Genomic DNA, 23,912 nt, shown 5'->3' on the forward strand with positions numbered 1-23,912 from the left:
TGAATCAAAACAACAAGGGGGCCTAAGGCCCCCCCTGACATTCAACCTGTTTTCTACTGGGTTTTTGCTTTGCCGGGTTTCGACGGCTTACCTGCAGGAGGCGCGAGGCATGTCGTTCCACCGGGCCGAATCAGATCAATCCGTGCGAAATTGGCAGCTGACTTGCCGGTTGGGCCCGACATTTTGTAGAGACGGTAGTAAAACAACCCGGAACCATTGGTTGGAATCAGCCCAGGCACTGTGATCAACGGGTCGAAGGGTTCTATGTAGACCTCTGCCACTCCAGCAGTCCTGTGGGCGTCCGTCAGTTCCAGTTCAAACCAGACCTGAGACCCCGCAATAGGCGCCCCCCCTCCATTGGTCGTGCGGTGACTGCTCCAGAACAACCTGACCCTATCGCCGACTTCAAAGTGAGTCGTGCTCCAGGGAATCCCCAGGATGACCGCCTCATAGGGCTGAGGGACGGTATCGCACGCGATCATTTTAGACGGGTGATTGTTCAGCAAGCTTGCCGCTGCCAGCCCCGTCAAGGTATCCAACTCAACACGAACCTGGGTGGCACGGCTTCGTTGATAATTGACGCCGTTATAGGTCCAGTAATAAACCTCTACCAGCCCACCCCCCGCGACGATCAAGGCCCACGGCACATACAGCTGCACGGTCTGCCCGGCGACATCTCCGGGGTCGACCACTTTTATATCGGCAAATGTGGCGTCATTGCCCCAGAACAGACGCAGGTTTTCCCCCACCTGCGGATTGAAGAACAAAGGCACCTCAACCAAAACAGGGCCGGGTGAGTCTGCAGGAGTGACCACGTTATCCGCGGTGACCCCTTTGACCGTTACAATCGGCAACGCGGGGTTGATCGGATCGGGGCTGACCGGGGGATCACCTGCCACCGTAGCATCGACTTCAATGAAGGTGTCCGGTGAGTTCTTGGTGAGCGAACCCCGCGCAAACGCGTACCACACCCTTACCGGGTATCGAGCGTCAAACCCGCCAACCAGGAATATCGGCCACGTGACGTCCACGGAAATGGGCCAGATCTGCGTCGCACCTACGGTAATCGTCGCCAGAATATGGGTGTTCCAGCGCAGAGTCAGGGTATCGCCCTCCTCCGCCCCTATCACCTCCTGCAGGGAGACACTCACGCCTTGGCGGATATCATCCAGGTCAATCAGGCCATCGGTTTCTGCCCGAGGCACCAAAGGCCGGAGCAAATCGGGCAAGGAAACCAGGTTGATATCGAGTTTGACCGGATCGGAAAAAGGTCCGATGTTGCCGACACGGTCCATCAACCGATAGGACGCCCACCTTTCACCACCACCACTGGTGCGAACAACTGCCTCGGGAATCAGGTACAGCAGTGGGTCACCGTCTTCAATGTGACGCCGTTCAACCGTAAAACTGCCGACATAGTCGATATTGGGGATGGTCCCAAAGAACACCATGACCACGTCTTCGGTGCGCATGACCAGGTAACGTGGAACTTCACAGGGGATACCTGCGTCGGCGGTGAGCTCGGCATCACTCACGCCGTCAAGTGTGTCGGGGCCGAATATAAGTTCGGCACCCGGGTTATCCTGGTTGGGGGCAAGATCGTCGACATCAATCAGCGTTCGCTCCGACTCGCCCGTCGGCAACAATACCCCACTGATCTTGTAATACATCTGGCTGACACCGGGCGTATCCAGCAACCATGCCGGCAGCGCTTTGGTGTACGGGAACAAGACGGCGGGATCATAGGGGCCGAGGATCTCCTCGGTCCACACGTGGTCGCCCTTCCAGAAGTATTCAATGTTGGTGCGCACGTTTGTGGCTGCGTTATTGGGCGTCCACACGCTTGGAATGGTGACTTTGAAAGGCTGGCCCCGAACTGACAGGGGGATTTTGTGTGCGGCTTCGTCCCATAACAGTGGAAGGCTGTCTTCCGGTAGTGGGCCCACCACCCCGGGCGATGGTGCGGCAGGCTCAACAGGAGAGCTCTTTTTTCTTTTGTTGGGACGGGCCTTTTGGGCGACGGTTTTTTTCTGTTGGCGCACCTTCGAGTCAGTCATCTCATTCTCCCAACGCAACCCATGATGTGGCGACCATGGGCTACTGCGCTGGTGCGAACCCTCCGCCTACGGTCAGGAGAACAGTTAAAACGTAAATCGACAGGTTGAATACTGTCAGAACTCACAGGTGCCTACGGTGCAACGCTTGCTTGCGTTGTACCCACGCGTGCTTAAAGCGGCGGCAAACACCACTCAATCGGCGTCTCGCCATTTTGCTCAAGAAACTTGTTGGTGCGGCTGAAATGCCCGCATCCCAGAAACCCGCGATACGCCGACAACGGCGACGGGTGCACCGAAGTCAGCACCAGGTGCTTGGTGGCATCGACCAGTTTCTGCTTGCCCTGGGCATGGGCGCCCCACAGCAGGAACACCAGGTGGGGTTGGTGCTCGCTGACCACCTCGATAATGCGATCGGTAAAGAACTGCCAGCCCTTGCCTGCGTGGGCATTGGCGTTGGCGCGCTCGACGGTCATGGTGGTGTTGAGCAACAGCACGCCCTGGTCAGCCCAGCTCTGCAGGCAACCGTGATTGGGGATGTCGATGTTCAGGTCGCGCTTGAGTTCTTTGTAGATGTTGACCAGTGACGGCGGCGTCGGCACGCCCGGTTGCACCGAGAAGCACAGGCCGTGGGCCTGGCCGGGGCCGTGGTACGGGTCCTGGCCGAGGATCACCACCTTGACCTTGTCCAGCGGCGTGGAATTGAGCGCATTGAAAATCAGCGGGCCCGGCGGGTAGATCTCTTTGCCGGCCGCGTGCTCCAGGCGCAGGAACTCGCGCAGCTCGGCCATGTAGGGCTTTTCGAACTCATCACGCAGGGCGTGCTTCCAGCTGGGTTCGAGTTTGATACGGTCGCCGTCGGTCATGTTTGAATGGTCTTGTAAAAAAGAATGAGGCGAACCCTAGGAAAGCCGCCCCCGCTTGTCAATTGATCTGACACACCTGCGGCACTTTCCTGGGATGCGAGCATACTGAACCTTCACTCCCCCGAATGAGGTCATGATGAACCTGCACTTCGAAGAGCTGAGCGGCAGCGACGGTGCCCGCCTGGGCATCGCCAGCCTGGACGCTGAAAAATCCCTGAATGCCTTGTCCCTGCCGATGATCCTGGCGCTGGGCGAACGCCTGGACGCCTGGGCCAAAGACCCCAACATTGTCTGTGTGCTGTTGCGCGGCAATGGCGCCAAGGCGTTTTGCGCCGGTGGCGAAGTGCGCAGCCTGGCCCTGGCCTGCCGTGAACAGCCTAGTGAAGTGCCGGCGTTGGCCGCACAGTTCTTTGCTGCGGAGTACCGCCTCGACTACCGCTTGCACACCTACCCCAAGCCCGTGATCTGCTGGGGCCACGGCTACGTGTTGGGCGGTGGCATGGGCTTGTTGCAGAGTGCGGCGGTGCGCATCGTCACGCCGACCAGCCGCCTGGCGATGCCGGAGATCAGCATCGGCCTGTACCCGGACGTGGGCGCCAGCTGGTTTCTGTCACGCCTGCCCGGCAAGCTCGGTCTGTTCCTCGGCCTGACCGGCGCCCATATCAATGGCCGTGATGCCTTGGACCTGGGCCTGGCCGACCGCTTCCTGCGCGATGACCAGCAAGACGAACTGATCGAAGGCTTGCTGCAACTGAACTGGCAGGAACAGACCGCGATGCAGATCAACAGCCTGCTCAAGGCCCTGGCCCAGGAAGCGGTCGGCCAGCAACCCGAAGCCCAGTGGCTACCGCGCCGGGCACAGATCGACGAATGGCTGGACGTGGGCGATGTGCGCTGCGCTTGGCGAGCCTTGAGCCTGCTGCGAGATCACGCCGACCCACTGTTCAAGCGTGCCGGCACCACCTTGAGCGAGGGCTGCCCGCTGACCGCGCACCTGGTGTGGGAACAGATCCAGCGCGCCCGTCACCTGTCGTTATCCCAGGTGTTCCAGATGGAATACACCTTGAGCCTCAATTGCTGCCGCCATCCGGAATTCGCCGAGGGCGTGCGGGCACGCTTGATCGATAAAGACCAGAAACCTCACTGGCATTGGCCGGACATCAACGCGATTCCCGACGCCGTGGTGCACGCGCACTTCCACAAAGCCTGGGAAGGCCGGCACCCACTGGCGGACTTGTCCGACGTTTAGCGGCCTCCATGCCCGCCATGGCCGCCATGCCCACCGCCGCCGTTGTGACCACCGCCATTGCCCCAACGGTTGCCCCAGCCCTGGTTCGGGTAGGGTCGGTAATCGGGCCGAGGGTAATAGCGCGGTGCCGGTTGGTAGTAGCGCGGTGCCGAGTAATAGCGCGGTTGCGGCGCGTAGTAACGCGGCGCCGGGTAGTAACTGCGCCCGTATTGATACGCCGTGCCGCCGCCGTAGTAATACGCCGGCGCCGGTGCGGTGTAGACCTCGGAACGGTAATAGCTCTGCCCGCCCTCGTAATAGGGCACACAGGCAGAAAGGGTTAGACCGAGTAAAGCGCTGAGAAGCAATCGTCGATACATGGCGGCCTCCTGGACCGCGGAAGAGCACCTCCAGCGACGCTGGAGGGCGGCATTCGTCTTTCACTGAATGACGAAATATCTGACATCAAAAACCGAATCTGGTGCGCTTCAGACACAGGTTGAAACATCTGTTTCAGACGAAACGGATGCTTCAACTCAGTGCGTCAGCGCACCAGCACAACGCACCAGCCTGCCCTGCCTGTTCTCGTGTATCGCGCAAACCCGCGATCTACAGGCGCGCCTGCCACTTGGCACGACTCTCGCTTTGCCTCTGGCGTGCAGGATTGAAAACAGGTTCGCGGCACCACAATTTGCAATGGCCGACTAGGGTTCCGGCTCGCCAAAAGCGAGTGGCTGGTCCGAGAGTTGGCGACCTCCAGTTGAGGTTACACGGCGGGATAAAAGCCCGGGAGACAAGTCACCGTTCACGGTGCCGCGTTGCTCCTGCTCGCCCTTGATCAACTGGAGAAGCCCCATGCCCTCACTGCGTTTACCCGCCTTGCTCGCCGCCGCGTTTGCCGCCGTGCTGAGTGTCCAAACCCAAGCCGCCGCCAAAGACCACTTCAGCGTGTGCTGGACCATCTACGCCGGTTGGATGCCGTGGGAGTATGCCGGCAGCCAGGGCATCCTCGACAAGTGGGCCAAGAAGTACGGCATCAAGATCGACATGGTGCAGCTCAATGACTATGTCGAGTCCATCAACCAGTACACCGCCGGCCAGTTCGACGGCTGCACCATGACCAACATGGATGCGCTGACCATTCCCGCCGCAGGCGGTGTGGACAGCACCGCGCTGGTAGTCAGTGACTTTTCCAACGGCAACGATGGCGTGGTGATCAAGGGCACCGGCAAGACCGTGGCCGACCTCAAGGGCATGAACGTCAACCTGGTGGAGCTCTCCGTGTCCCACTACCTGCTGGCCCGCGCCCTGGAGTCGGCTGACCTCACGGAAAAAGACCTGAAGGTGGTCAACACCTCCGACGCCGACATTGCCGCCGCCTTCAATACCGATCAGGTGCAAGCCGTGACCACCTGGAACCCGATGCTCTCCGAGATCAAGGCCAAGCCCGGTGTCACCCAGGTGTTCGACTCCAGCAAAGTGCCTGGCGAAATCATGGACATGATGGTGGTCAACACCCAGGTCCTGAAGGACAACCCGGCCCTGGGCAAGGCCCTCACCGGCGCCTGGTTTGAAACCGTCGCGCTGATGAACGCCAAGGGCGCCGCCAGCACCGAAGCCCTCGAACATATGGCCAAGGCCTCCGGCACCGACCTCAAAGGGTTCCAGGCACAACTGGACACCACCAAGCTGTTCGCCACGCCCAAGGAAGCCCTGGCGTTTGCCACCAGCGCGCAACTGCCGGCCACCATGCGCAAGGTCGCCGAGTTCTCGTTTGAGCACGGCCTGCTCGGCGAAGGCGCCAAGGACACCAGCGCCGTGGGCATGAGCTTTGCCAACGGCGTGACCAGCGGCGACACCGCCAACCTCAAGCTGCATTTCGACCCCCGCTACGTGCAGATGGCCGCCGACGGCACGCTGTAAGAGGACCCGGCCATGCGCCTGATCAACCGTCACCCGGAACGCTCCAGCCGCCTGTTGTTGGTGCTGCTGCCGTTCGCCCTGCTGCTGTTCGCCTACTTCGTGGGCTCGGCCGAGCGACTGGCGGACAACCCCAACGACAAGCTGCTGCCCAGCGCCGTGCAAATGGGCGACGCCATAAAACGCCTGGCATTCAGTGCCGACGCGCGCACCGGTGAATACGTGCTGTGGCAAGACAGCGCGTCAAGCCTGCGCCGCCTGGGCATTGGCCTGGGCATCAGCGCCCTCGCTGGCCTGTGCCTGGGCATCGCGGCCGGCACCTTGCCGCTGTTCGGCGCGCCGCTGTCACCGTTGCTGACGGTGCTGTCGATGGTGCCGCCGCTGGCGATCCTGCCGATTCTATTCATCGTGTTCGGGCTGGGGGAGTTGTCCAAAGTGATGCTGATCGTGATCGGCATCACCCCGGCGCTGGCCCGCGACCTGGAACAACGTGCACGGGAAATTCCCGTCGAGCTGCTGGTGAAAGCGCAGACACTCGGTGCCTCCACCTGGACCCTGATGCTGCGCGTGGTCTTGCCACAACTGCTGCCACGCCTGCTGATCTCGCTGCGGCTGATGCTGGGCTCGGCGTGGTTGTTCCTGATTGCGGCCGAGGCCATCGCTTCCACCGACGGTTTGGGCTACCGGATCTTCCTGGTGCGCCGCTACCTGGCGATGGACGTGATCTTGCCCTACGTGGTGTGGATCACCCTGCTCGCCTGGGTGATGGACTGGGGCCTCAAGGCCCTGACCCGACGTGCGTTCCCCTGGTACGAAGGAGCGCGCTCATGAGCTTTATCAGCGTCAACAATGTGTGGCAGCGCTATGGCGACCAGGTGGTGCTCGAAGGGCTCAACCTGCACGTCAACGAAGGCGAGTTCTGCACCTTGGTCGGCACCTCCGGGTGTGGCAAGTCCACCTTCCTGCGCCTGCTGCTGGGCCAGGAAACCGCGAGCAAGGGCCAGATCCTGCTCGACGGCAACACCCTTGCCGCCGAACCGGACGCCAGCCGTGGCGTGGTGTTCCAGCGCTACTCGGTGTTCCCGCACTTGAGCGTACTCGACAACGTTGTCCTGGGCCTTGAACTGCCGCGCTCACGCGTCCTCGGGCGGCTATTGGGCAAGGCCAAGAAAGACGCCCGCGAACAGGCCGCCATCCTGCTGCAAAAAGTCGGCCTCGGCCATGCGTTCGACAAGTACCCGGCGCAACTCTCCGGCGGCATGCAACAGCGCCTGGCAATCGCACAGGCACTGATCATGAAACCCCGCGTCTTGCTGCTGGATGAACCCTTCGGCGCCCTCGACCCGGGCATTCGCAAAGACATGCACCAACTGCTGTTGGAACTGTGGCGCGAAACCCGACTGACCGTGTTCATGGTCACCCACGACCTCAGCGAAGGTTTCAGCCTGGGCACCCGCCTGCTGGTATTCGACAAGGTCCGCGTCGACCCGCACGCCCCCGGCGCCTATGGCGCCCGCATCACCTACGACATCCCTTTGAACAGCGACCGCCGCAATGCGCTCGCCGCTGAACTTGGAGCGACTTCCAAATGACCGAATCCACCCACCTGTTCACCCCCTTCGCCGAGGAAATGCTCCCCGGTGGCGGCCACCGTTCCTTCGTGCTCAAGCGCGGCCAACTGTTGCGCCTTACCGACCTGCGCGGTGGCGCCAACGTCAGCCTGACGTTGCTCAACGCCAACGAAAAAACCGAGCGCCTGAACCTGCCCGACAGCCTCAAATGCCAACACACCGCCAAGCTCACCGCGGGCCACTGCCTGTACTCGGACATGGGCCGCGTACTGGCTGCCATTACCGCCGACACCTGCGGCTGGAGTGACAGCATTGGCGGCGTGCTGTGCGCCGCCGAAGTCGCCGAAAAGTACGGCAAGGGCCGCTATCAGGAACTGCGCAACGGCTTCTTTCGCAACGGCACCGACAACCTGCTGGTGGAGCTGGGCAAATGGGGCCTGGGGCTGTCCGACCTGCTGATGACCCTCAACCTGTTCAGTCGCGTCAACGTGGACAGCGAGGGCGGTTTGCATTTCGTGCCGGGTAATTCCAAGGCCGGCGACTGCATCGAACTCTATGCGCCGATGGACACCCTGGTGGTGCTCACCGCCCTGCAACACCCGATGGACCCCAACCCCGACTACGCGCCCCAACCGCTGAAACTCAGTTGGATGAACGCTGACCCCAGTGTCGCCGAACACTGCCGCACCTCGCGCCCGGAAAACGAGCGCGGCTTTATCAACACCGACCGTCTGTTCGCCTGAGGAGCTGCCATGTCTATCGCACTGAAACAACCGGATGCGGCCGTGTACCGCGCCACCATTCCCGCCGGTGAACCCTGGCTGATGGAGGTCAAGGCCGGGCAGACCCTGCGCATCCTCGACCTGGAAGGCAACCAGGCCGTCGACACGCTGTTCTACAGCGTCAAGAACCCGCGCGAACGCTACGACGTGCAACGCACGTTGCGTCGGCAGAACAGCGTGTACCTGGGCACCGGCAGCGTGCTGTATTCCAACCTCGGCCAGCCGATGCTGACCATCGTCGACGACACCTGCGGGCGCCACGACACCCTCGGCGGCGCCTGCGCCCAGGAGAGCAACACCGTGCGCTACGCCCTGGAAAAACGCTACATGCACAGCTGCCGCGACAACTACCTGCGCGCCTGTGCCCACGACGGCCGGCTGGGTAAAGGCGACATCGGGCCGAACATCAATTTCTTCATGAATGTGCCGGTGACGGCCGACGGCGGGCTGACCTTCGAAGACGGGATTTCCGCCCCCGGCAAGTACGTCGACCTGCGTGCGGAAATGGACGTGATCGTGCTGATCTCCAACTGCCCGCAACTGAACAACCCGTGCAATGCGTACAACCCCACCCCTGCGGAGCTGCTGGTATGGAACAGAGATTAAAGCAACTGCGCCAATGGCTGTTCACCCTGTGCCAGGCCCGCGCCGGGCAGTGCCTTAAAAAACACCGCTAACCCTTGTAGGAGCCCGGCTTGCCGGCGATGGCGGCCTCAAAGTCGCCGCCTGGTTCAAGGCCCTCATCGCCGGCAAGCCGGCTCCTACGGTGGATCGCGTTCATTCCAGAGATTTGCGCCACGGACGACCTTGGCGCTTGAACCATTTTGCGGGACGGCCCGCAGGGTTTTGCCATGTTCGAAAAAGTCTTGATCGCCAACCGTGGCGCCATCGCCTGCCGCATCCTGCGCACCTTGCGCGAGCTGCACGTCACAGGCGTCGCCGTGTATGCCGAAGCCGACGCGGCCAGCCTGCATATCCAGCAGGCCGACGAAGCCTATAGCCTTGGTGAAGGCGCGGCGGCGAACACTTACCTGGCGGTGGAGAAAATCCTCGCCGCTGCCAAGGCCACGGGTGCCCGGGCAATTCATCCGGGCTACGGGTTTCTTTCGGAAAACGCGGCGTTCGCCGAAGCCTGCGAAAACGCCGGCATTGCCTTCATCGGTCCAACACCGGAGCAACTGCGAGTGTTCGGCCTCAAGCACACGGCGCGGGCCTTGGCCAAGAGGCATCAGATCCCGCTGCTGGAAGGCACCGAACTGCTGGACAGCCTTGAAGCCGCCTTGCTGGCCGCCGACAACGTGGGCTACCCGGTGATGCTCAAGAGCACCGCCGGCGGTGGCGGGATTGGCATGCGCGTGTGCCGCAGTGCAATGGAATTGAGCGAGTCCTTCGAGGCGGTCAAGCGTCTGGGGCAGAACAACTTCAGCGATGCCGGTGTGTTTATCGAGAAGTACATCGAGCACGCACGCCACCTGGAAGTGCAGGTATTCGGCGATGGCGCCGGTGAGGTCATTGCCCTTGGCGTGCGCGACTGTTCGGTGCAGCGGCGCAACCAGAAAGTCCTCGAAGAAACCCCTGCACCGAACTTGCCTGACGGCATGGCAGACGCCTTGTGCGCGGCGGCTATCACCCTGGCAAAAGCCGTGAACTACCGCAGTGCCGGCACCGTGGAATTTATCTTCGACAGTGCCGACGGACGCTTCTATTTCCTCGAAGTGAACACGCGCCTGCAGGTGGAACACGGCGTCACCGAACAGGTGTGGGGCGTGGACCTGGTGCGCTGGATGGTGCAACTGGCGGCGGGAGAAATGCCGCCGCTGAGTGAGTTGGAGTTAACGCCTCAGGGCCATGCCATTCAGGCGCGCCTGTACGCAGAAGACCCCGGCCGGGATTTCCAGCCCAGCCCTGGCTTGTTGACCCAGGTAGAGTTTCCGGTGGCCGAGTGTTTGCGAATCGACACTTGGGTCGAGGCCGGTTGCGAGATCCCGCCCTACTTCGATCCGATGATCGCCAAGCTCATCACCTGGGCGCCCACCCGCGAACAGGCGCGCCTGGCCCTGCATCAGGCACTCAACGACAGCCAGCTGTACGGCGTGGAAACCAACCGCGACTACCTGCGCCAGATCCTGCTCGCGGCGCCCTTCGCCAGTGGCCGGCCATGGACACGTTGCCTGGAAGGTTTGGTCTACACCGCCGACACGTTCGAGGTACTCAGCGCCGGTACCCAGACCAGCGTGCAGGACTACCCCGGTCGTCTCGGTTACTGGGCCGTGGGCGTGCCGCCATCGGGGCCGATGGACAGCCGTGCACTGCGCCTGGGCAACCGCCTGCTGGGCAACAGCGAAGGCGCCGCCGCCTTGGAAATTACCATGAGCGGGCCACTGCTGCGCTTCAACTGTGCGGCGGTGGTTGCCGTCACCGGGGCTGAAATCCCGCTGTTGCTGGATGATCAAGCGGTGCCGATGAACACCGCATTGCTGATCCCGGCCGGGTCGGTGTTGAGCCTCGGCACGATCGCCGGTGCCGGTGCGCGCAGCTACCTGTGCCTGCGCGGCGGGTTGCAGGTGCCGGACTACCTGGGCAGCAAGAGCACCTTCACCCTCGGGCAGTTTGGTGGGCACGGCGGACGGGCGTTGCGGGCCGGGGATGTGCTGCACCTGCTGCCGTTGCAGGACACCAGTGCCGGGCAACAGATTGTCCCAGAGCCCTTGCCAGACGTGCGCCGGATCCGGGTGATCTACGGCCCACACGGCGCGCCGGAATACTTCCTGCCCGCGTACATCGACACCTTCTTCGCCACTCAATGGGAAGTGCATTTCAACTCCAGCCGCACCGGCGTGCGGTTGATTGGGCCCAAGCCATTGTGGGCACGCACGGATGGCGGTGAAGCCGGCCTGCACCCGTCGAATATCCATGACAACCCCTACGCCATCGGCGCGGTGGATTTCACCGGGGACATGCCGGTGATCCTCGGGCCGGATGGCCCAAGCCTGGGCGGCTTCGTGTGCCCGGTCACGGTGATCGAGGCCGACCTCTGGCAATTGGGCCAGCTCAAGGCCGGCGATAAAATCCGCTTCGAGCCGGTCGATCTACCCACCGCCCGCCACTTCGCCTTGGAATGGACCACCTGTAGGAGCCGGCTTGCCGGCGATGACATTCTCAAGGGCGCCATCGCCGGCAAGCCGGGCTCCTACAGGTCTCCTGTGGTGCTCGATAGGGGTGAAGGCAGCACTCGCCTGGTCGCGCGCCTCGCCGGCGACACGCACCTGCTGCTGGAAATCGGCGCGCCCGAACTGGACCTGGTGCTGCGCTTCCGCGCCCACGCCTTGATGCAAGCGCTGGAAGCCCGTGCCCTGCATGGCGTGATCGACCTGACGCCCGGCATCCGCTCGCTGCAAATCCACTACCAACCCGAGCAACTGCCCCTGGCCGAGTTGCTCACGCTAATCGCCAGCGAATGGACCGCCGTGTGCGCCACGCCAAACCTGCAAGTGCCATCGCGCATCGTGCACCTGCCACTGTCGTGGGACGACCCGGCGTGCCAGCTGGCCATCGAAAAATACATGACCACCGTGCGCAAGGACGCGCCGTGGTGCCCGAGCAACCTGGAGTTCATCCGCCGCATCAATGACCTGGCCACTCTCGATGAAGTGCGCCACACGGTGTTCGATGCCAGCTACCTGGTGATGGGCCTGGGCGACGTCTACCTTGGCGCCCCGGTGGCCACGCCGCTGGACCCGCGTCATCGCCTGGTGACCACCAAGTACAACCCGGCGCGCACCTGGACCGCGGAAAACTCGGTGGGCATCGGCGGCGCTTACTTGTGTGTGTATGGCATGGAAGGTCCGGGGGGGTATCAGTTTGTGGGGCGCACCTTGCAGATGTGGAACCGCTATCGCGAAGTGGCGGCGTTCGACGGCAAGCCGTGGTTGTTGCGCTTCTTTGACCAGATCCGGTTCCACCCGGTGAGTGCTGAGGAGTTGCTGCGTATTCGTCGCGACTTCCCGCTGGGGCGCTATGACCTGACTATCGAGCAGAGCCAGTTGAACCTGGCGGATTACCAGACCTTTTTGACGCGCGAAGCCTCGGGCATTGACGCGTTCCGCACGCAACAGCAGCAGGCGTTCAACGCCGAGCGCGAACGCTGGATCGCCAGCGGCCAGGCGCATTTCGACAGCGAGGAACTGGCGGCACCGCAGGCTGCGGACACACCGTTGCAGGCCAACGAGCACAGCATCGACAGCCCTATCGCGGGCAACCTCTGGCAGGTTCAGGTGGTGACAGGTGAACGCGTGTCGGCGGGGGATGTGCTGGTGATTCTGGAGTCGATGAAAATGGAGATCCCGGTGCTGGCGCCGTTTGCCGGCGTGGTACGGGAAATCCCGGTGCAACCGGGCAGTGGCATCGGCGCCGGCCAACGGGTCGTGGTGCTGGAACGGGACTGACCGGCGCTGTATCGTGCAGGCTCTGAACCGTCCTGCACGATACCCCCATGACCACGCCAACCCTCTGCCCCGCCTGCGGCGCCCGCAACGATTGCACCCTGGCCGACCCACGCACGGCCGACCAGGCGTGCTGGTGCTACAGCGTCACCATCGACCCTGCGGTGCTTGAAGCGTTGCCCGACGAACTGCGCAATAAAGCGTGCCTGTGCCCGCGCTGTGCCCAGGTGGACGCACAGTTACGTGGGGCCGAGCGTTCCTAATGCGCGTTGATCGGTTCCTCAGCAATCTGCCGCGTTTCAATCGCAAGCAAGTCCGCCTGCTGTTGGTGGAACGGCGGGTGACGGTGGATGGCGCAGTGGTCAGCGATCCTCACCATGAGGTGCGGGCATTCAGCCGGGTGTGCGTGGGCGATGAAGTGCTGCAGGCGGGTAAGCCAGCGCGGTATTTCATGCTGCACAAACCCCAGGGCTGTGTGAGCGCCACGTCGGACCCGCAACACCCGACGGTGCTGGATTGGCTCGATGAGCCGGATAAGGATGAGCTGCACATTGCCGGTCGTCTGGATTTCAACACCACCGGTCTGATGGTCATCACCAATGACGGCCAATGGTCGCGCCGCCTGACCCAGCCCCACACCAAGCTGCCCAAGGTCTACCTCGTCGAGACCGAACAGACCATCGGCGCCGAGTACGCTGAGACATTCGTCAAAGGCCTGTATTTCGCCTTCGAAGACCTCACCACCCAGCCCGCCGAGCTGGAGGTGCTGGGGCCGACCACAGCGCGGCTCAGCATTATCGAAGGCAGGTATCACCAGGTGAAGCGCATGTTCGGGCACTTTGATAACAAGGTGATCGGCCTGCACCGTGAGCGCATGGGGCCGCTGGAACTGGACGCCGCCCTGGCGCCAGGCGAGTACCGGGCACTGACCGACGACGAAATCCGACAGGTCTGATGACCGTTCGGCCGGTGATGGCAAAAACCCATTTGTGTGACTTGCGACATCCCGGGTCTGCTGCTTGAATCAAACCGTCAGCCAAATGATGACTGGCGAGTCACCCATAACCTCCAAGAAACACCTTGCCCCGCCCGCGCTTGATCTACGGGCCTCTCAGGCAAACAGCCCGCCATAACAACACCCGTCGGCCAGCCGTCATCGGATCGACATGGGCCCACCTTTTCCAGGCGTATGCCTACCTGTCACAAAGCTCGTGCAGAGTGATCTGCGCGCCCTACCCGCTTGCCAGGAGTCTTACGACATGAGGCCAGAAATCGCTGTGTTGGATATACAGGGTCAGTATCGGGTTTACACGGAGTTCTATCGCGCGGACGCTGCTGAAAAGACCATCATCCTGGTCAACGGCTCGATGGCCACCACGGCATCCTTCGCCCAAACCGTGAAAAGCCTGTACCCGCAGTTCAATGTGGTTTTGTACGATCAGCCCTACGCTGGCCGCTCCAAGATCCATAACCGTCATGAGCAGATGCTGACGAAGGAAGTCGAAGGCCAGATTTTGCTGGAACTCATCGACCACTTCGCCGCTGAACACGTACTGTCATTTTCCTGGGGGGGCGCCGCCACCCTGGTCGCCCTCGCCCACCGGCCGCGCCGCGTCGAGAAGGCGGTGATCAGCTCGTTCTCCCCAGTGATCAACGCGCCCATGCGCGACTATCTGGAGCGTGGGGTCGACTACCTCGGCAACCTCGACCGCGACCGCGTCGGCCACCTGGTCAACAGCACCATCGGCAAACACTTGCCGTCGCTGTTCAAGCGGTTCAACTACAAACACGTGAGCAGCCTGGCCGAACATGAGTATGGGCAGATGCACTTTCACATCAGCCACGTGCTCAACAGCGATCGCCTGTGCTACCTCAGGGCGGCCAAGCAGATCGACATCCCGGTGCTGTTCCTGAACGGTGAATGGGACGAGTACACCAGCGCCCAGGACGCCAAGCTGTTTGGCCAGCATGTGGCCAACAGCAGCTTCAGCACCATCCAGGCCACCGGGCATTTCCTGGACATGGAGCACAAGGCGGCGTGCCGGGACAGCCGGGACGCAGTCGTCGGTTTCCTGAAACAGCAGCGCCCGGTCAGTCGCCTGCGCTACCACCAGGGCCAGACGCAGCATGCCTTTGCAATCTGAAATGCAGTATCGGAGAGTTACCTGGTTATGCAGGAACTGGGCTCATGTGGGAGCTGGCTTGCCTGCGATAGCATCACCGAAGTGTGACTGACACACAGAAGTGCCGGTATCGCAGACAAGTCAGCCTCTGCACCTGTAACCCACACATTTTTGAAGAAAAACTTCAAATCCAGGCAAACATCTGGTACAAAGTCAGCCGCTCTGAGCGGGTATAGTTTAATGGTAGAACAGTAGCTTCCCAAGCTTCCGACGAGGGTTCGATTCCCTCTACCCGCTCCACTCAGATTCTGCTCTCGCGCCAGGTTGGTTTTGGCGGGGGATGCATGAAAAAACCGGTCCTTGGTGGCCGGTTTTTTTATGCCTGAAATTTGAGACACCAACTTTCCCTACACACTTAACCGCCCTCCCCGACGTACGCTATCCGTGCGTACGGACAGACATACCCACTCTTAGCTCTGAAGATCAGCGGTCCCATCAACCGCTTTTTTATACATATAAAATATGCATAATGAAAACCTTCAGAATCCAGTATGACGCCACAAAAAACACACTGAACAAAATGAAGCATAGCGGTGTAAGCCTTGCAGACACAGAACCGGTGTTCTATGACGAAGCCGCGTTGGTATGGCAAACCCATGATCATGAAGAGCAACGCTGGTGCATCATCGGCAAAGACGCAACAGGAAGAATACTGTTGGTCGCCTATACCTACCGTGACCCGAATTTTGTAAGGCCCATCAGCGCAAGGCTCGCATCCAAAAATGAACGAAGGAAGTATCTGGAGGCTTGAACCATGAAAGACGAATACGACCTCGACAACGCCAAACGTGGCGCTGTGGCCAGTAGCAAAGGCAAAACCCGGATCACCATTATGCTCGATGACGCCGTGATCGAAGCCGCTCGGGAACGTGCCGAAAACGCGGGTACGGGCTACCAGACTGTTATCAACAATATCCTTCGTCAGGCGCTTATTTCTCAGGAAGTCCATGACCTGGCCCCTGCGCCTAAAAAGAAAGCAAAAACGCTTCAAGTCATTAATAACGGGATCAGTCATTCAGAAGTAGAGGCACTGGAACAGCAATTGATCGCCGTTGCCGGAGAGCTCAATCGTGTACTGGGAACACCCAAGCCGGGCAGACAAAAACCCAAGCCCACGTTGTAATTTCTAACATTTTGCGCGCTTTATCCGCCACTGACTGAAGGGCAAAACTGAAAGACAAGGGGTCGCTCCAACTCATGCGTTAGCACGCGACTCCTTCTCCACCCCCCACGCCAACGGCAATGTCACCGACAACACCCCCGCCAACACCATCACCGCCACCGGCACGCCCAGCGCATCCCCCACGCCACCAAACACCACCGGCGCCAGCGCTCCGCCGCCGATGGTGCCGGTGTAGAACAGCGCAAACGCCTGCTCCCGCTTACCCGCGCCGGCCAGGTCGGGCACGGCGCCGTACAGCACCGAAGACGTGCCATTGAGCACCAGGCCGAGCAGCGGCAGCATCAGCATCAAGCCCTCCAGCGGCAGGTACACCGCCATAACGATCAGCGCGGCCGTGCTGGTTTCCGTCAGCCACACGGTCCTCATCATGCCGATGCGCGCGCCCAGGTAACCACAGAACAACTTGCCGAACGCACCGCCGATAAACAGCAGGGTCAGGGCCAGGCCGATGCCGGCGGTGCCAGCGCCTTTGGTTTGCAACAGGAACGGCAAGAACGTGAGGAAGCCCATGCGCACTGCGCTGTCGAGGGTGCCCAGGACAATCAAGGCCCGCAGGCCCGTAACAGAGCCGGTTCCAGCATGAAGCCTGGCGACCACCGGGGCCGTGGCGGTGCGCAACTGGCGGGGAATCAACCACCACAGTAACCCGGCCGATGCGAGCCCCAGCACGCCCAGCAACGTGGCGCTGGCGCGCCAACTGATCACCGTCAGCAGCAGGCCAACCAGGCCGGGCACCAAGGTCTTGCCGATATCACCGGAAAAATTGTACTGGGACAAGGCTTGCTTCACGCCCCCGCCATCTTCATAGGCGTCGGTGACCATCGAGGAAGCCAGTGGATGTTGGGTACTGGCGCCCAGGCCGCCCAACAGCAACGCCAGGAGCAGCATGACCAGTCCCGTAGCTTGCCCAACGAGCAAGTAGGCAACCCCGGCGAGCCCAGTCCCACCCACCAGCAATGGTACGCGGCCCCAGCGCCTGGCGGCTCGGCTCGCCATCAATTGGAACACCGCCATCATCCCGGAATAGGCGCCGCGTAATAGCCCGATCTGAGCGTAGGACAAGGCGAACTGCGCTTGCCAGATCGGCAGCAGCACGTAGATCACATCGGTAAGACCATCGTGCACGGCATGGGCGCCGCAGCCGGCGACCAGGTGGCGACGGCGGGTGATTGTTTCGCGGGCAGTCAGGGTCATGGTGTTGGAATCGGTTCAGGTTTGAGGGGCTTCCAGCCGGTCAGGGCGATCAGCAGGATCAACAGTTGAAAAGTGATGATCAGCACCACGCAGCCAACCCAACCCCAACGCTCCCAGATCAACGCCGGGACGATGGCGCCGCAACTGCCGCCCAGGTAATAGCAGGTCAGGTACACGCCCACCGCGCCGGCCTTGTTGTCGCGCGCAGTGGCGGTGGTAAAGGCATTCGCCGCCGCCTGCGCCAGGAACACACCGGTCGAACTGAGGGCCAGGCCCAACACGATGCACCACAAGGATGGCGCCAGGGTCAGGGCTGAGCCGACGACGCCCAGCACGGCGGCGATGCTCAGCAGTTCAGCATGGGGCCGGGCCTTGCTGAGACGGCCGGCGATGGGGATCACGATCAGCGCCAGCAAGAACACCATGTAAAGCGTGCCCAATGCGGCAGGCCCCAGGTTGAACGGCGGTAGGCCAAGGTACAGACCTGCGTAGGTAAAGGCGGCAACTTGGGAGAACAGCACGCAAAAACCGACGGCATAGGCAGCCAGCAGCGGCCTGCGAAAAACACTCGAAACCGACGCGTTGACCTGCACAGGCCGAGAACGACTGGGCGGCAGCAGGAACTGAATGAACCCGCTCACCATCAGGCTCAGCACTGCCAGCCATTCAAAAGCCTCGCGCCAGCCCACGTATTCAGTCATCACGCCGGTCACGAAACGCCCGGCAAACCCACCCAATACGGTGCCCGCCACATACAGGCTGGTGACCTCCGTCACAGTGCCGCCGCTCCAGCGGTCGCCGATGTAAGCCACGCTGGTGGCAAACACCACTGGAATCAGCATGCCTTCGACAAATCGCCACACCAGCACCTCGGTAAAGCTGTCGGCCCTGGCGGTCATCAAGGCTGGCACCGCCAGTAGCAACGCCGCCACACTGATCACCGTTCGCTGCTCGAAACGTCCGGTCAGGCGGCTGACAAAGGGCGCGGTGATTGCCACGGCCAAGGTGGTGACGGTGATGCTCCACCCCGCCGCCCTGGCGCCGATATCAAACTGTGCAGCAAACACTTGGAGGATGCTCTGGGTGGCATAGAGATTGAGAAACGCCGCGCAGCCACAGAGGAACAGGGCCAGACGGGCACAATGCAGGCGCAGTTTCATGAAACCTCTCGTTTTATTTTGTGAGGTCTTTATAGAATGGCGGGCAGGTGCTGAACCAATACCGAATTCGGACCGATCAATACCCTGGGGCCAGGATGCTCGACCTACGCAAGCTGCGGTACTTTCTGACGGTCGCCGAAGAATTGCACTTCGGCCGCGCCGCCCTTCGCCTGCACCTCGCCCAGCCGCCGCTGACGCGACAGATTTCCGCGCTGGAAACCGAGCTGGGTTTCAAACTGTTTGATCGCACCAGCCGCACGGTGACCCTCACCGCGCAAGGCCGATCATTTCTGCCCTACGCGCGCGGTGTGCTGGAGCAAGTGGAGCTGGCGCAAGTGATCGCCGGCAAGCTCGCGGCAGGCACAGCCGGGCAGTTGGCGTTGGGCTATGTCAGCTCGATCGCCTTGTCGGACCTGTTCAGCCACGCCATCCAGGCGTTTGCCCAGCGCTTCCCGGACGTGCAACTGACCCTGGTGGAGTGCGCCTCCGGCAGCCTGGGTGCTCAGGTCGCAGATGGCCGATTGGACATTGGCTTGAGCCGCCTGCTGCCCCAGGGCGACGAGGTCCAGGCGTTGTCCCTGGGTGAGGAACGCCTGGTAGCGGCAGTGTCCAAGGACAGCCCGCTGGCCGATCTTGATGCAGTCAGCCTGGCGCAACTCAGTGCCTATCCCTTGATCCTGTTTCCTGCCGATTATGGCTCTGGGCTGAACCAGTCCATCGAACAGCTTTACCGCCATCACGGCCAGCCCCTGCACCCAGGGCCGACCGGGCGGCAGATCACCTCGATCATTGCGCTGGTGGCGGCTGAGCAAGGCGTGGCACTGGTGCCGGCCTGTACGCAGAGCTTGATGAACAAGGGCGTGACATACAGGCCGTTGGTGGAGGTGGATGCGTGTGCGCAGTTGTTGGTGCTGACGCCTGCCAAGACTAAAAGTGTGTTAGTCGATGCGTTTCTCAACGTGATCACCGACGCCTTACACATCCGCTAATACCTTCGAAAAACCTCGCAATACCTCTTTCCGGCGCCATTCCTGCGCGCTCATACACTGCATTGACCCCCTACCGAAATACGGGCCATCGACCGCCGGTAGGTAGAGTGTTGATAAATTAATTTCAGTGGTTATAGTCACCACCAACACACACCACAAGGAGGTGTTGTGGATAGCCGATATTTGATAGGTCACATCGTTGCAGACGGCTGGTATTTGGTGCGCATACGAGGCAGTCATCACCACTTCAAGCACCCGACAAAACCGGGGCTGGTGACGATCCCTCATCCAAAGAAGGACCTGCTGGACAAGACCGCCAAGAGTATTTTGAAACAGGCGCTATTGAGTTGAGCGTCCCTGGAGGACAACAGACATGCTTTACCCCATCGCAATTTCAACCGGCGACGACGACCACGCCTGGGGCGTGGAAGTACCGGACATCCCTGGCTGCTACTCGGCGGGTGACGACCTGGACGACGCCATGGCCATGGCTCGCGAAGCAATCGAAGGGCACTTCGAAATCCTTGCCGAAGATGGCGCACCGATTCCCACCGCGCAAAAAGTCACCTTGCATGCCGCCAACCCGCAATACGCGGGATGCACTTGGGCTGTCGTAGACATTGATGTCACCAAGTACCTGGGCAAGGCACAGAAGCTCAACATCACGCTGCCGGGTTATCTGCTCAACCGCATTGATGAATATGTACTGCACCACCCCGAAGAAAAAAGCCGCTCGGGCTTCCTCGCTTCGGCTGCGCTCAAGGTGCTCCAGCAGGCCAACTGACCGGGCCGAATTCAACCGCAAGAAACGTAGTTTGCCGATGTGCCCGTCGCCCTAGACTGCAACGACACCTCACCCAGGAGCCCGACCATGCTATTCCACTACACGCTCATGCCCTCCCCCGTCGGCCAGCTCACCCTGGTGGCACGCGACGGCAAACTCAACGCCATCCTGTGGGAAAAAGACCGGCCCAACCGCGTTCGCCTGGGGGATTTGCACGAAGCCAATGACAGCCCGGTGCTGCTGGAAACCCAGCGTCAGTTGAAGGAGTACTTCGCCGGCACGCGCAACCATTTCGAACTCGAACTGGACTTCACCGGCACCGATTTTCAAAAGCAGGTCTGGCAGGCGTTGTTGACCATTCCCTTTGGCGAAACCCGCAGCTACAGCGACATCGCCCGGCAGATCGGCAACCCGAAGGCCGTGCGTGCGGTCGGCGCGGCCAATGGGCGCAACCCCATCTCGATCATCGCGCCCTGCCATCGGGTTATCGGTGCTTCAGGCGAACTCACCGGTTTTGCCGGAGGGCTGGAAGCCAAGCAATATCTACTCGCGCTGGAAGGTACAGGCCAGGCGCGGTGGGCGTTCTGAGAAACCCTCCGACCCAAATGTAAAAAGAAATTTCAGAACGACCCTGCGGTCCATACTTTCATCACCCCCTTGTTCAAGGAATCACGGTCATGAAATTCTCCGCAGTGTCGCAATCCCTGTCCCGCTGGGCAGGCAGCCCCCGCACGTTCTACGCGGCGGTGGTGTTGATTTTGGCGTGGAGCCTGAGCGGGCCGTATTTCCATTACAACGACACCTGGCAGTTGATCATCAACACCTCGACCACCATCATCACCTTCCTGATGGTGTTCCTGATCCAGAACACGCAGAACCGCGACAACGACATCCTGCACATCAAGATCGACGAGCTGCTGCGGGTCTCCAAGGATGCACAGAATGCCGTGTTGAGCCTGGACGGCCTGGACCGCAAGGAGCTGGAAAAACTGCGCCAGGAATACCGCAGCATCGGCAACACCGGCACCGTGAACCTCAACAGCAGTTGCGGGCAGGCTGCCGATGATGCGGCGCCGAGCAAAACCGATTTGAACCAGGCGTAAAAAAACGGCGGTTGGAGAAGCTCCAACCGCCGTTGTTCATTTCACGTGGCGTGATCAACCGTCGCCCTGATGACCTTTGCCATAGGTCGACGCGAGGGCACGGGCCTTTTGCAGACGCTCTTCCAGCTTGGGCAGCGTCTCATCCACCAGTGCTTTTATTTCGGGTACATCCGACGCCGCGCCTTCCTGTTTGAACAGGGCAATGGCGTCTTCGTTTTCCTTGACCTGCTGGGCGGTGTAGGCGGCATCGAAGGAATCACCGTCCTTGAGTTCAGGCATCAAAGTCTCGGCCTTGTCGACGATCTTTTCCCGGGGCGCCACAGGCAAGTCGAGCTTCTTGGCGATCGCGGCCAAATGCTGGTTGGCCAGGGTGCGTTCGTTGATCACCTCGATGGTGTAGTCCTTGATTTCCTGGGACGAGGTTTTGGCGTGGGCCATGCGACTGGTTTCGATATCGGCCATACCTTTGGCCGAAGCCTGCTCGATGAATTCGGCAGGCGACTGGGCGAAAGCATTGCTGGCGCCGAGGCCCAGCAGCATCGCGAAACTGGCGGTGCGTAACCGGATAGCCATGCGGCTCATGATGGGTTCCTCCAGGGCAAAAATAGGTGCGGGGAGAATACGCCCCGCCCTGAATTCGAATTTTCAGGGCGGCAAAGGTTTAGAAAAAACTCGCCAGTGCGACGAACGGTCGTCGGTCTATCAGGCCGGTTTACTGCCAAACAGGCCCGGCAACGCGTGTGCCAGGGCATTGATGGCGAAACCGATGAACATCACGCCGCAGAGCTTGGTGATCAGGATTTCATGACGCTGGTACACCGTGCGCACGCGCTGGGCACCGACTACGCCGATGAGGATGGCGTAGGCCAGCAGACCGCCGACAAAGCTCAGGAAGATCAGCGAAGGCAGCATCGCCCAGGTCAACAATTCGGCGCGGCTGGACAGCAATGCCGTGAAGGTTGCCACTGCCACCGGGTAAGCCTTGGGGTTGGTCAGGCCAAACAGAATGCCGTGCCAGAACGGATGGCGGGCCGCCCCCTGGGGCGCATCGCTGCTGCGACGCTGGGTGCGGATCGCGCGCCAGCCGAGCCAGAACAGGTACAGGCCACTGAGTACGCCCAGCACATCAAACGCACTGCTGCCGACTTCCCGCGCGCCAACAATGGCGATCAGCGCCGTACTGCACCACACCACATCCCCCAGCAAGTGCCCGCACAGAAAACCCGCACCGGCACGACGGCCACGAGCGGCGCCAATACCGAATACGGCCAGTACTCCCGGGCCGGGTGTAATACCGTAGATAAAACCCGAAGCAAGGACGGCGAGCAGCAAGGATGGGGTCATGGGCGCGACTCAAACAAACAGTTGGAAGGTGATGGGATTCTGCACGTTCTGCCGAGGAGCGCAATCCTGAAAAAAACCCTGCCCTCCTGTAGGAGCCGGCTTGCCGGCGATTGGGGACTGTCAGGCAATACGTGGGCAAGCTGACCCGGCGCAATCGCTGGCAAGCCAGCTCCTACAGTTAGGGGGTGTAAGACAAGACGCCTTGCACCTGCTCGATCAACCACTGCAACCCCGAATCCCCGCCCCGCCGCGCATGCCACGCCAGTTCAACGGCAAACGAAGGAATATGAAACGGCGGCGGCACGCTCACCAGCGCCGGGTGATCGATGCTGAGCAAGCCCCGGGACGACACCGTCAAGATCAGGTCCGTGCCCTGGATCAGCTGGGGCGCCACACCCCAATGCGGCAGGCTGATTGCCACATGTCGCCGCTCACGAATGGCGCTCAGGGCGCGCTCGATTTCCGGCGTGCCGCTGCCGCGCATTTCCAGCAGTACATGGGGCCGCGACAGGTAAGTGGCCAAGTCCAGCGAGCCATCCTCCGGCAAGCTGCTGCGGTCCACCAGGCAGGTGTAGTGCTCTTCGAACAAGGGCGTGGTGCGTAATTCGGCGGGCATGTCGGGGAACACCCCGGCGGCCAAATCAAGGTCGCCATTGAGCACGCCATCGACCATGCCTTCACGGCTGGCCTGGACAATCTGCAAGTCGATACCCGGTGCTTCGCGGCGCAAGGTACGCACCAGGCCAGGCAGGAAAATCGCCGCGCTGTAGTCCGACATGGCCACCCGAAACCGGCGCTTGGCCGACGCCGGATCAAACCGGTTCGGCGCCAGCAGCGCCTGCACCTGCGCCAACGCCTCGGCCAGTGGGTTTGCCAGCTCCAAGGCACGGGCCGTGGGCACCAGGCTGCCGCCCTGGCGGACCAGCAGCGGGTCGCCCAGCAAGTCCCTCAAGCGCGCCAGCGCATGGCTCACGGCCGGCTGGCTCAGGTGTAAACGCTCGGCCGCGCGGGTGACATGTTGCTCAGTCAGCAACGCGTCGAGGATCACCAGCAGGTTGAGGTCGATGCGACGCAGATCATTCATCAGCTGCATGCTCACCATAAGAACT

General features: G+C 61.4%; 25 protein-coding genes, 1 tRNA gene and 1 riboswitch. Of the genes, 18 read left to right on the forward strand and 8 right to left on the reverse strand.

Going from position 1 to position 23,912, the window contains the following annotated elements; genetic code table 11:
* Window positions 1-53 precede the first annotated feature (53 nt).
* Both HX792_RS28415 and ung read right to left on the reverse strand, forming a co-directional pair.
* Window positions 54-2,057, reverse strand: a complete 2,004-nt coding sequence (locus tag HX792_RS28415; RefSeq protein WP_176999193.1) for a hypothetical protein — start codon at window positions 2,055-2,057, stop codon at window positions 54-56.
* A gap of 170 nt (window positions 2,058-2,227) precedes the next feature.
* Window positions 2,228-2,920 carry a uracil-DNA glycosylase gene (gene ung / locus HX792_RS28420; RefSeq protein WP_176999194.1) on the reverse strand — a complete coding sequence of 231 codons (693 nt, stop codon included), beginning with the start codon at window positions 2,918-2,920 and terminating at the stop codon, window positions 2,228-2,230.
* Between the two features lie 136 nt (window positions 2,921-3,056).
* Here ung and HX792_RS28425 point away from each other — a divergent pair, with 136 nt between their 5' ends.
* Window positions 3,057-4,169: an enoyl-CoA hydratase/isomerase family protein gene (locus HX792_RS28425; RefSeq protein ID WP_176999195.1), complete on the forward strand. Its 1,113-nt coding sequence runs from the start codon at window positions 3,057-3,059 to the stop codon at window positions 4,167-4,169.
* Here HX792_RS28425 and HX792_RS28430 read toward each other — a convergent pair.
* A complete protein-coding gene (locus HX792_RS28430; RefSeq protein WP_176999196.1) occupies window positions 4,166-4,528 on the reverse strand; it encodes a hypothetical protein in 363 nt (120 codons plus the stop codon). The genes HX792_RS28425 and HX792_RS28430 overlap by 4 nt on opposite strands.
* A gap of 313 nt (window positions 4,529-4,841) precedes the next feature.
* A riboswitch (guanidine-I (ykkC/yxkD leader) is annotated at window positions 4,842-4,943 on the forward strand.
* A gap of 60 nt (window positions 4,944-5,003) precedes the next feature.
* Here HX792_RS28430 and HX792_RS28435 point away from each other — a divergent pair.
* The 12 genes from HX792_RS28435 to HX792_RS28490 all read left to right on the forward strand — a co-directional run bounded on the left by HX792_RS28435 (window position 5,004) and on the right by HX792_RS28490 (window position 16,169).
* Window positions 5,004-6,071 carry a putative urea ABC transporter substrate-binding protein gene (locus HX792_RS28435; RefSeq protein WP_176999197.1) on the forward strand — a complete coding sequence of 356 codons (1,068 nt, stop codon included), beginning with the start codon at window positions 5,004-5,006 and terminating at the stop codon, window positions 6,069-6,071.
* Between the two features lie 12 nt (window positions 6,072-6,083).
* Window positions 6,084-6,899, forward strand: coding sequence for an ABC transporter permease (locus HX792_RS28440; protein ID WP_176999198.1), 816 nt, complete (start codon window positions 6,084-6,086; stop codon window positions 6,897-6,899).
* The gene (locus HX792_RS28445; protein WP_176999199.1) at window positions 6,896-7,660 is read left to right on the forward strand and encodes an ABC transporter ATP-binding protein; all 765 of its coding nucleotides are present in this window, start codon (window positions 6,896-6,898) and stop codon (window positions 7,658-7,660) included. Before HX792_RS28440 ends, HX792_RS28445 begins: the two co-directional genes overlap by 4 nt.
* A complete protein-coding gene (locus HX792_RS28450; RefSeq protein ID WP_176999200.1) occupies window positions 7,657-8,382 on the forward strand; it encodes an urea amidolyase associated protein UAAP1 in 726 nt (241 codons plus the stop codon). The genes HX792_RS28445 and HX792_RS28450 overlap by 4 nt, the downstream gene beginning before the upstream one ends.
* Window positions 8,383-8,391: 9 nt before the next feature.
* Window positions 8,392-9,027: an urea amidolyase associated protein UAAP2 gene (locus HX792_RS28455; RefSeq protein ID WP_176999201.1), complete on the forward strand. Its 636-nt coding sequence runs from the start codon at window positions 8,392-8,394 to the stop codon at window positions 9,025-9,027.
* Window positions 9,028-9,272: 245 nt separating this feature from the next.
* Window positions 9,273-12,866: an urea carboxylase gene (uca, locus tag HX792_RS28460; RefSeq protein WP_176999202.1), complete on the forward strand. Its 3,594-nt coding sequence runs from the start codon at window positions 9,273-9,275 to the stop codon at window positions 12,864-12,866.
* 47 nt (window positions 12,867-12,913) lie between these two features.
* Window positions 12,914-13,126 carry a cysteine-rich CWC family protein gene (locus tag HX792_RS28465; RefSeq protein ID WP_176999203.1) on the forward strand — a complete coding sequence of 71 codons (213 nt, stop codon included), beginning with the start codon at window positions 12,914-12,916 and terminating at the stop codon, window positions 13,124-13,126.
* Window positions 13,126-13,818, forward strand: coding sequence for a pseudouridine synthase (locus HX792_RS28470; protein ID WP_176999204.1), 693 nt, complete (start codon window positions 13,126-13,128; stop codon window positions 13,816-13,818). Before HX792_RS28465 ends, HX792_RS28470 begins: the two co-directional genes overlap by 1 nt.
* Before the next feature lie 304 nt (window positions 13,819-14,122).
* Window positions 14,123-15,007: an alpha/beta fold hydrolase gene (locus tag HX792_RS28475; RefSeq protein ID WP_176999205.1), complete on the forward strand. Its 885-nt coding sequence runs from the start codon at window positions 14,123-14,125 to the stop codon at window positions 15,005-15,007.
* 205 nt (window positions 15,008-15,212) lie between these two features.
* A tRNA-Gly gene (locus HX792_RS28480) sits at window positions 15,213-15,286 on the forward strand.
* Between the two features lie 229 nt (window positions 15,287-15,515).
* On the forward strand, window positions 15,516-15,797 hold the full coding sequence (locus HX792_RS28485) for a BrnT family toxin (RefSeq protein ID WP_176999206.1): 282 nt from the start codon (window positions 15,516-15,518) through the stop codon (window positions 15,795-15,797).
* Window positions 15,798-15,800: 3 nt separating this feature from the next.
* A complete protein-coding gene (locus tag HX792_RS28490; protein ID WP_176999207.1) occupies window positions 15,801-16,169 on the forward strand; it encodes a BrnA antitoxin family protein in 369 nt (122 codons plus the stop codon).
* A gap of 72 nt (window positions 16,170-16,241) precedes the next feature.
* On the opposite strand, the gene HX792_RS28495 is transcribed toward HX792_RS28490, so the two are convergent.
* Both HX792_RS28495 and HX792_RS28500 read right to left on the reverse strand, forming a co-directional pair.
* Complete coding sequence (locus tag HX792_RS28495) at window positions 16,242-17,423, reverse strand: MFS transporter (protein ID WP_176999208.1); 1,182 nt, start codon at window positions 17,421-17,423, stop codon at window positions 16,242-16,244.
* Window positions 17,420-18,583, reverse strand: a complete 1,164-nt coding sequence (locus HX792_RS28500) for an MFS transporter (RefSeq protein ID WP_176999209.1) — start codon at window positions 18,581-18,583, stop codon at window positions 17,420-17,422. The genes HX792_RS28495 and HX792_RS28500 overlap by 4 nt, the downstream gene beginning before the upstream one ends.
* A gap of 95 nt (window positions 18,584-18,678) precedes the next feature.
* Between HX792_RS28500 and HX792_RS28505 the strand changes: the two genes are divergently transcribed.
* The 5 genes from HX792_RS28505 (at window position 18,679) to HX792_RS28525 (ending at window position 21,459) form a co-directional block, all read left to right on the forward strand.
* Window positions 18,679-19,572: a LysR family transcriptional regulator gene (locus HX792_RS28505; protein WP_176999210.1), complete on the forward strand. Its 894-nt coding sequence runs from the start codon at window positions 18,679-18,681 to the stop codon at window positions 19,570-19,572.
* 168 nt (window positions 19,573-19,740) lie between these two features.
* Window positions 19,741-19,923 carry a type II toxin-antitoxin system HicA family toxin gene (locus HX792_RS28510; RefSeq protein WP_003189411.1) on the forward strand — a complete coding sequence of 61 codons (183 nt, stop codon included), beginning with the start codon at window positions 19,741-19,743 and terminating at the stop codon, window positions 19,921-19,923.
* Window positions 19,924-19,945: 22 nt separating this feature from the next.
* Window positions 19,946-20,356 carry a type II toxin-antitoxin system HicB family antitoxin gene (locus HX792_RS28515; RefSeq protein WP_176999211.1) on the forward strand — a complete coding sequence of 137 codons (411 nt, stop codon included), beginning with the start codon at window positions 19,946-19,948 and terminating at the stop codon, window positions 20,354-20,356.
* Between the two features lie 87 nt (window positions 20,357-20,443).
* Window positions 20,444-20,944 carry a methylated-DNA--[protein]-cysteine S-methyltransferase gene (locus tag HX792_RS28520; protein WP_176999212.1) on the forward strand — a complete coding sequence of 167 codons (501 nt, stop codon included), beginning with the start codon at window positions 20,444-20,446 and terminating at the stop codon, window positions 20,942-20,944.
* 89 nt (window positions 20,945-21,033) lie between these two features.
* A complete protein-coding gene (locus HX792_RS28525) occupies window positions 21,034-21,459 on the forward strand; it encodes a low affinity iron permease family protein (protein WP_176999213.1) in 426 nt (141 codons plus the stop codon).
* Between the two features lie 54 nt (window positions 21,460-21,513).
* Here the strand turns inward: HX792_RS28525 and HX792_RS28530 are convergent, their stop codons facing one another.
* The 3 genes from HX792_RS28530 to HX792_RS28540 all read right to left on the reverse strand — a co-directional run bounded on the left by HX792_RS28530 (window position 21,514) and on the right by HX792_RS28540 (window position 23,905).
* Window positions 21,514-22,041, reverse strand: coding sequence for a DUF4142 domain-containing protein (locus HX792_RS28530; RefSeq protein WP_016975135.1), 528 nt, complete (start codon window positions 22,039-22,041; stop codon window positions 21,514-21,516).
* A gap of 120 nt (window positions 22,042-22,161) precedes the next feature.
* Window positions 22,162-22,803, reverse strand: coding sequence for a LysE family translocator (locus HX792_RS28535; RefSeq protein ID WP_176999214.1), 642 nt, complete (start codon window positions 22,801-22,803; stop codon window positions 22,162-22,164).
* Between the two features lie 178 nt (window positions 22,804-22,981).
* Entirely contained in the window at window positions 22,982-23,905 is a 924-nt protein-coding gene (locus tag HX792_RS28540) for a LysR family transcriptional regulator (protein WP_176999215.1), read from the reverse strand.
* Between the last annotated feature and the right edge of the window lie 7 nt (window positions 23,906-23,912).

The organism is Pseudomonas sp. B6002 (genome assembly GCF_013385985.1).
GTDB lineage: Bacteria > Pseudomonadota > Gammaproteobacteria > Pseudomonadales > Pseudomonadaceae > Aquipseudomonas.

What these genes read in the sequence shown, in the direction of transcription:
- HX792_RS28525 (WP_176999213.1), top strand. Translation starts at nt 21,034, where the DNA reads ATGAAATTCTCCGCAGTGTCGCAATCCCTGTCCCGCTGGGCAGGCAGC.
- HX792_RS28535 (WP_176999214.1), bottom strand. Translation starts at nt 22,803, where the DNA reads ATGACCCCATCCTTGCTGCTCGCCGTCCTTGCTTCGGGTTTTATCTAC.
- HX792_RS28500 (WP_176999209.1), bottom strand. Translation starts at nt 18,583, where the DNA reads ATGAAACTGCGCCTGCATTGTGCCCGTCTGGCCCTGTTCCTCTGTGGC.
- HX792_RS28490 (WP_176999207.1), top strand. Translation starts at nt 15,801, where the DNA reads ATGAAAGACGAATACGACCTCGACAACGCCAAACGTGGCGCTGTGGCC.
- HX792_RS28505 (WP_176999210.1), top strand. Translation starts at nt 18,679, where the DNA reads ATGCTCGACCTACGCAAGCTGCGGTACTTTCTGACGGTCGCCGAAGAA.
- HX792_RS28470 (WP_176999204.1), top strand. Translation starts at nt 13,126, where the DNA reads ATGCGCGTTGATCGGTTCCTCAGCAATCTGCCGCGTTTCAATCGCAAG.
- HX792_RS28435 (WP_176999197.1), top strand. Translation starts at nt 5,004, where the DNA reads ATGCCCTCACTGCGTTTACCCGCCTTGCTCGCCGCCGCGTTTGCCGCC.
- HX792_RS28475 (WP_176999205.1), top strand. Translation starts at nt 14,123, where the DNA reads ATGAGGCCAGAAATCGCTGTGTTGGATATACAGGGTCAGTATCGGGTT.
- ung (WP_176999194.1), bottom strand. Translation starts at nt 2,920, where the DNA reads ATGACCGACGGCGACCGTATCAAACTCGAACCCAGCTGGAAGCACGCC.
- uca (WP_176999202.1), top strand. Translation starts at nt 9,273, where the DNA reads ATGTTCGAAAAAGTCTTGATCGCCAACCGTGGCGCCATCGCCTGCCGC.
- HX792_RS28530 (WP_016975135.1), bottom strand. Translation starts at nt 22,041, where the DNA reads ATGAGCCGCATGGCTATCCGGTTACGCACCGCCAGTTTCGCGATGCTG.
- HX792_RS28485 (WP_176999206.1), top strand. Translation starts at nt 15,516, where the DNA reads ATGAAAACCTTCAGAATCCAGTATGACGCCACAAAAAACACACTGAAC.
- HX792_RS28515 (WP_176999211.1), top strand. Translation starts at nt 19,946, where the DNA reads ATGCTTTACCCCATCGCAATTTCAACCGGCGACGACGACCACGCCTGG.
- HX792_RS28520 (WP_176999212.1), top strand. Translation starts at nt 20,444, where the DNA reads ATGCTATTCCACTACACGCTCATGCCCTCCCCCGTCGGCCAGCTCACC.
- HX792_RS28465 (WP_176999203.1), top strand. Translation starts at nt 12,914, where the DNA reads ATGACCACGCCAACCCTCTGCCCCGCCTGCGGCGCCCGCAACGATTGC.
- HX792_RS28440 (WP_176999198.1), top strand. Translation starts at nt 6,084, where the DNA reads ATGCGCCTGATCAACCGTCACCCGGAACGCTCCAGCCGCCTGTTGTTG.
- HX792_RS28445 (WP_176999199.1), top strand. Translation starts at nt 6,896, where the DNA reads ATGAGCTTTATCAGCGTCAACAATGTGTGGCAGCGCTATGGCGACCAG.
- HX792_RS28415 (WP_176999193.1), bottom strand. Translation starts at nt 2,057, where the DNA reads ATGACTGACTCGAAGGTGCGCCAACAGAAAAAAACCGTCGCCCAAAAG.
- HX792_RS28495 (WP_176999208.1), bottom strand. Translation starts at nt 17,423, where the DNA reads ATGACCCTGACTGCCCGCGAAACAATCACCCGCCGTCGCCACCTGGTC.
- HX792_RS28450 (WP_176999200.1), top strand. Translation starts at nt 7,657, where the DNA reads ATGACCGAATCCACCCACCTGTTCACCCCCTTCGCCGAGGAAATGCTC.
- HX792_RS28430 (WP_176999196.1), bottom strand. Translation starts at nt 4,528, where the DNA reads ATGTATCGACGATTGCTTCTCAGCGCTTTACTCGGTCTAACCCTTTCT.
- HX792_RS28540 (WP_176999215.1), bottom strand. Translation starts at nt 23,905, where the DNA reads ATGGTGAGCATGCAGCTGATGAATGATCTGCGTCGCATCGACCTCAAC.
- HX792_RS28425 (WP_176999195.1), top strand. Translation starts at nt 3,057, where the DNA reads ATGAACCTGCACTTCGAAGAGCTGAGCGGCAGCGACGGTGCCCGCCTG.
- HX792_RS28455 (WP_176999201.1), top strand. Translation starts at nt 8,392, where the DNA reads ATGTCTATCGCACTGAAACAACCGGATGCGGCCGTGTACCGCGCCACC.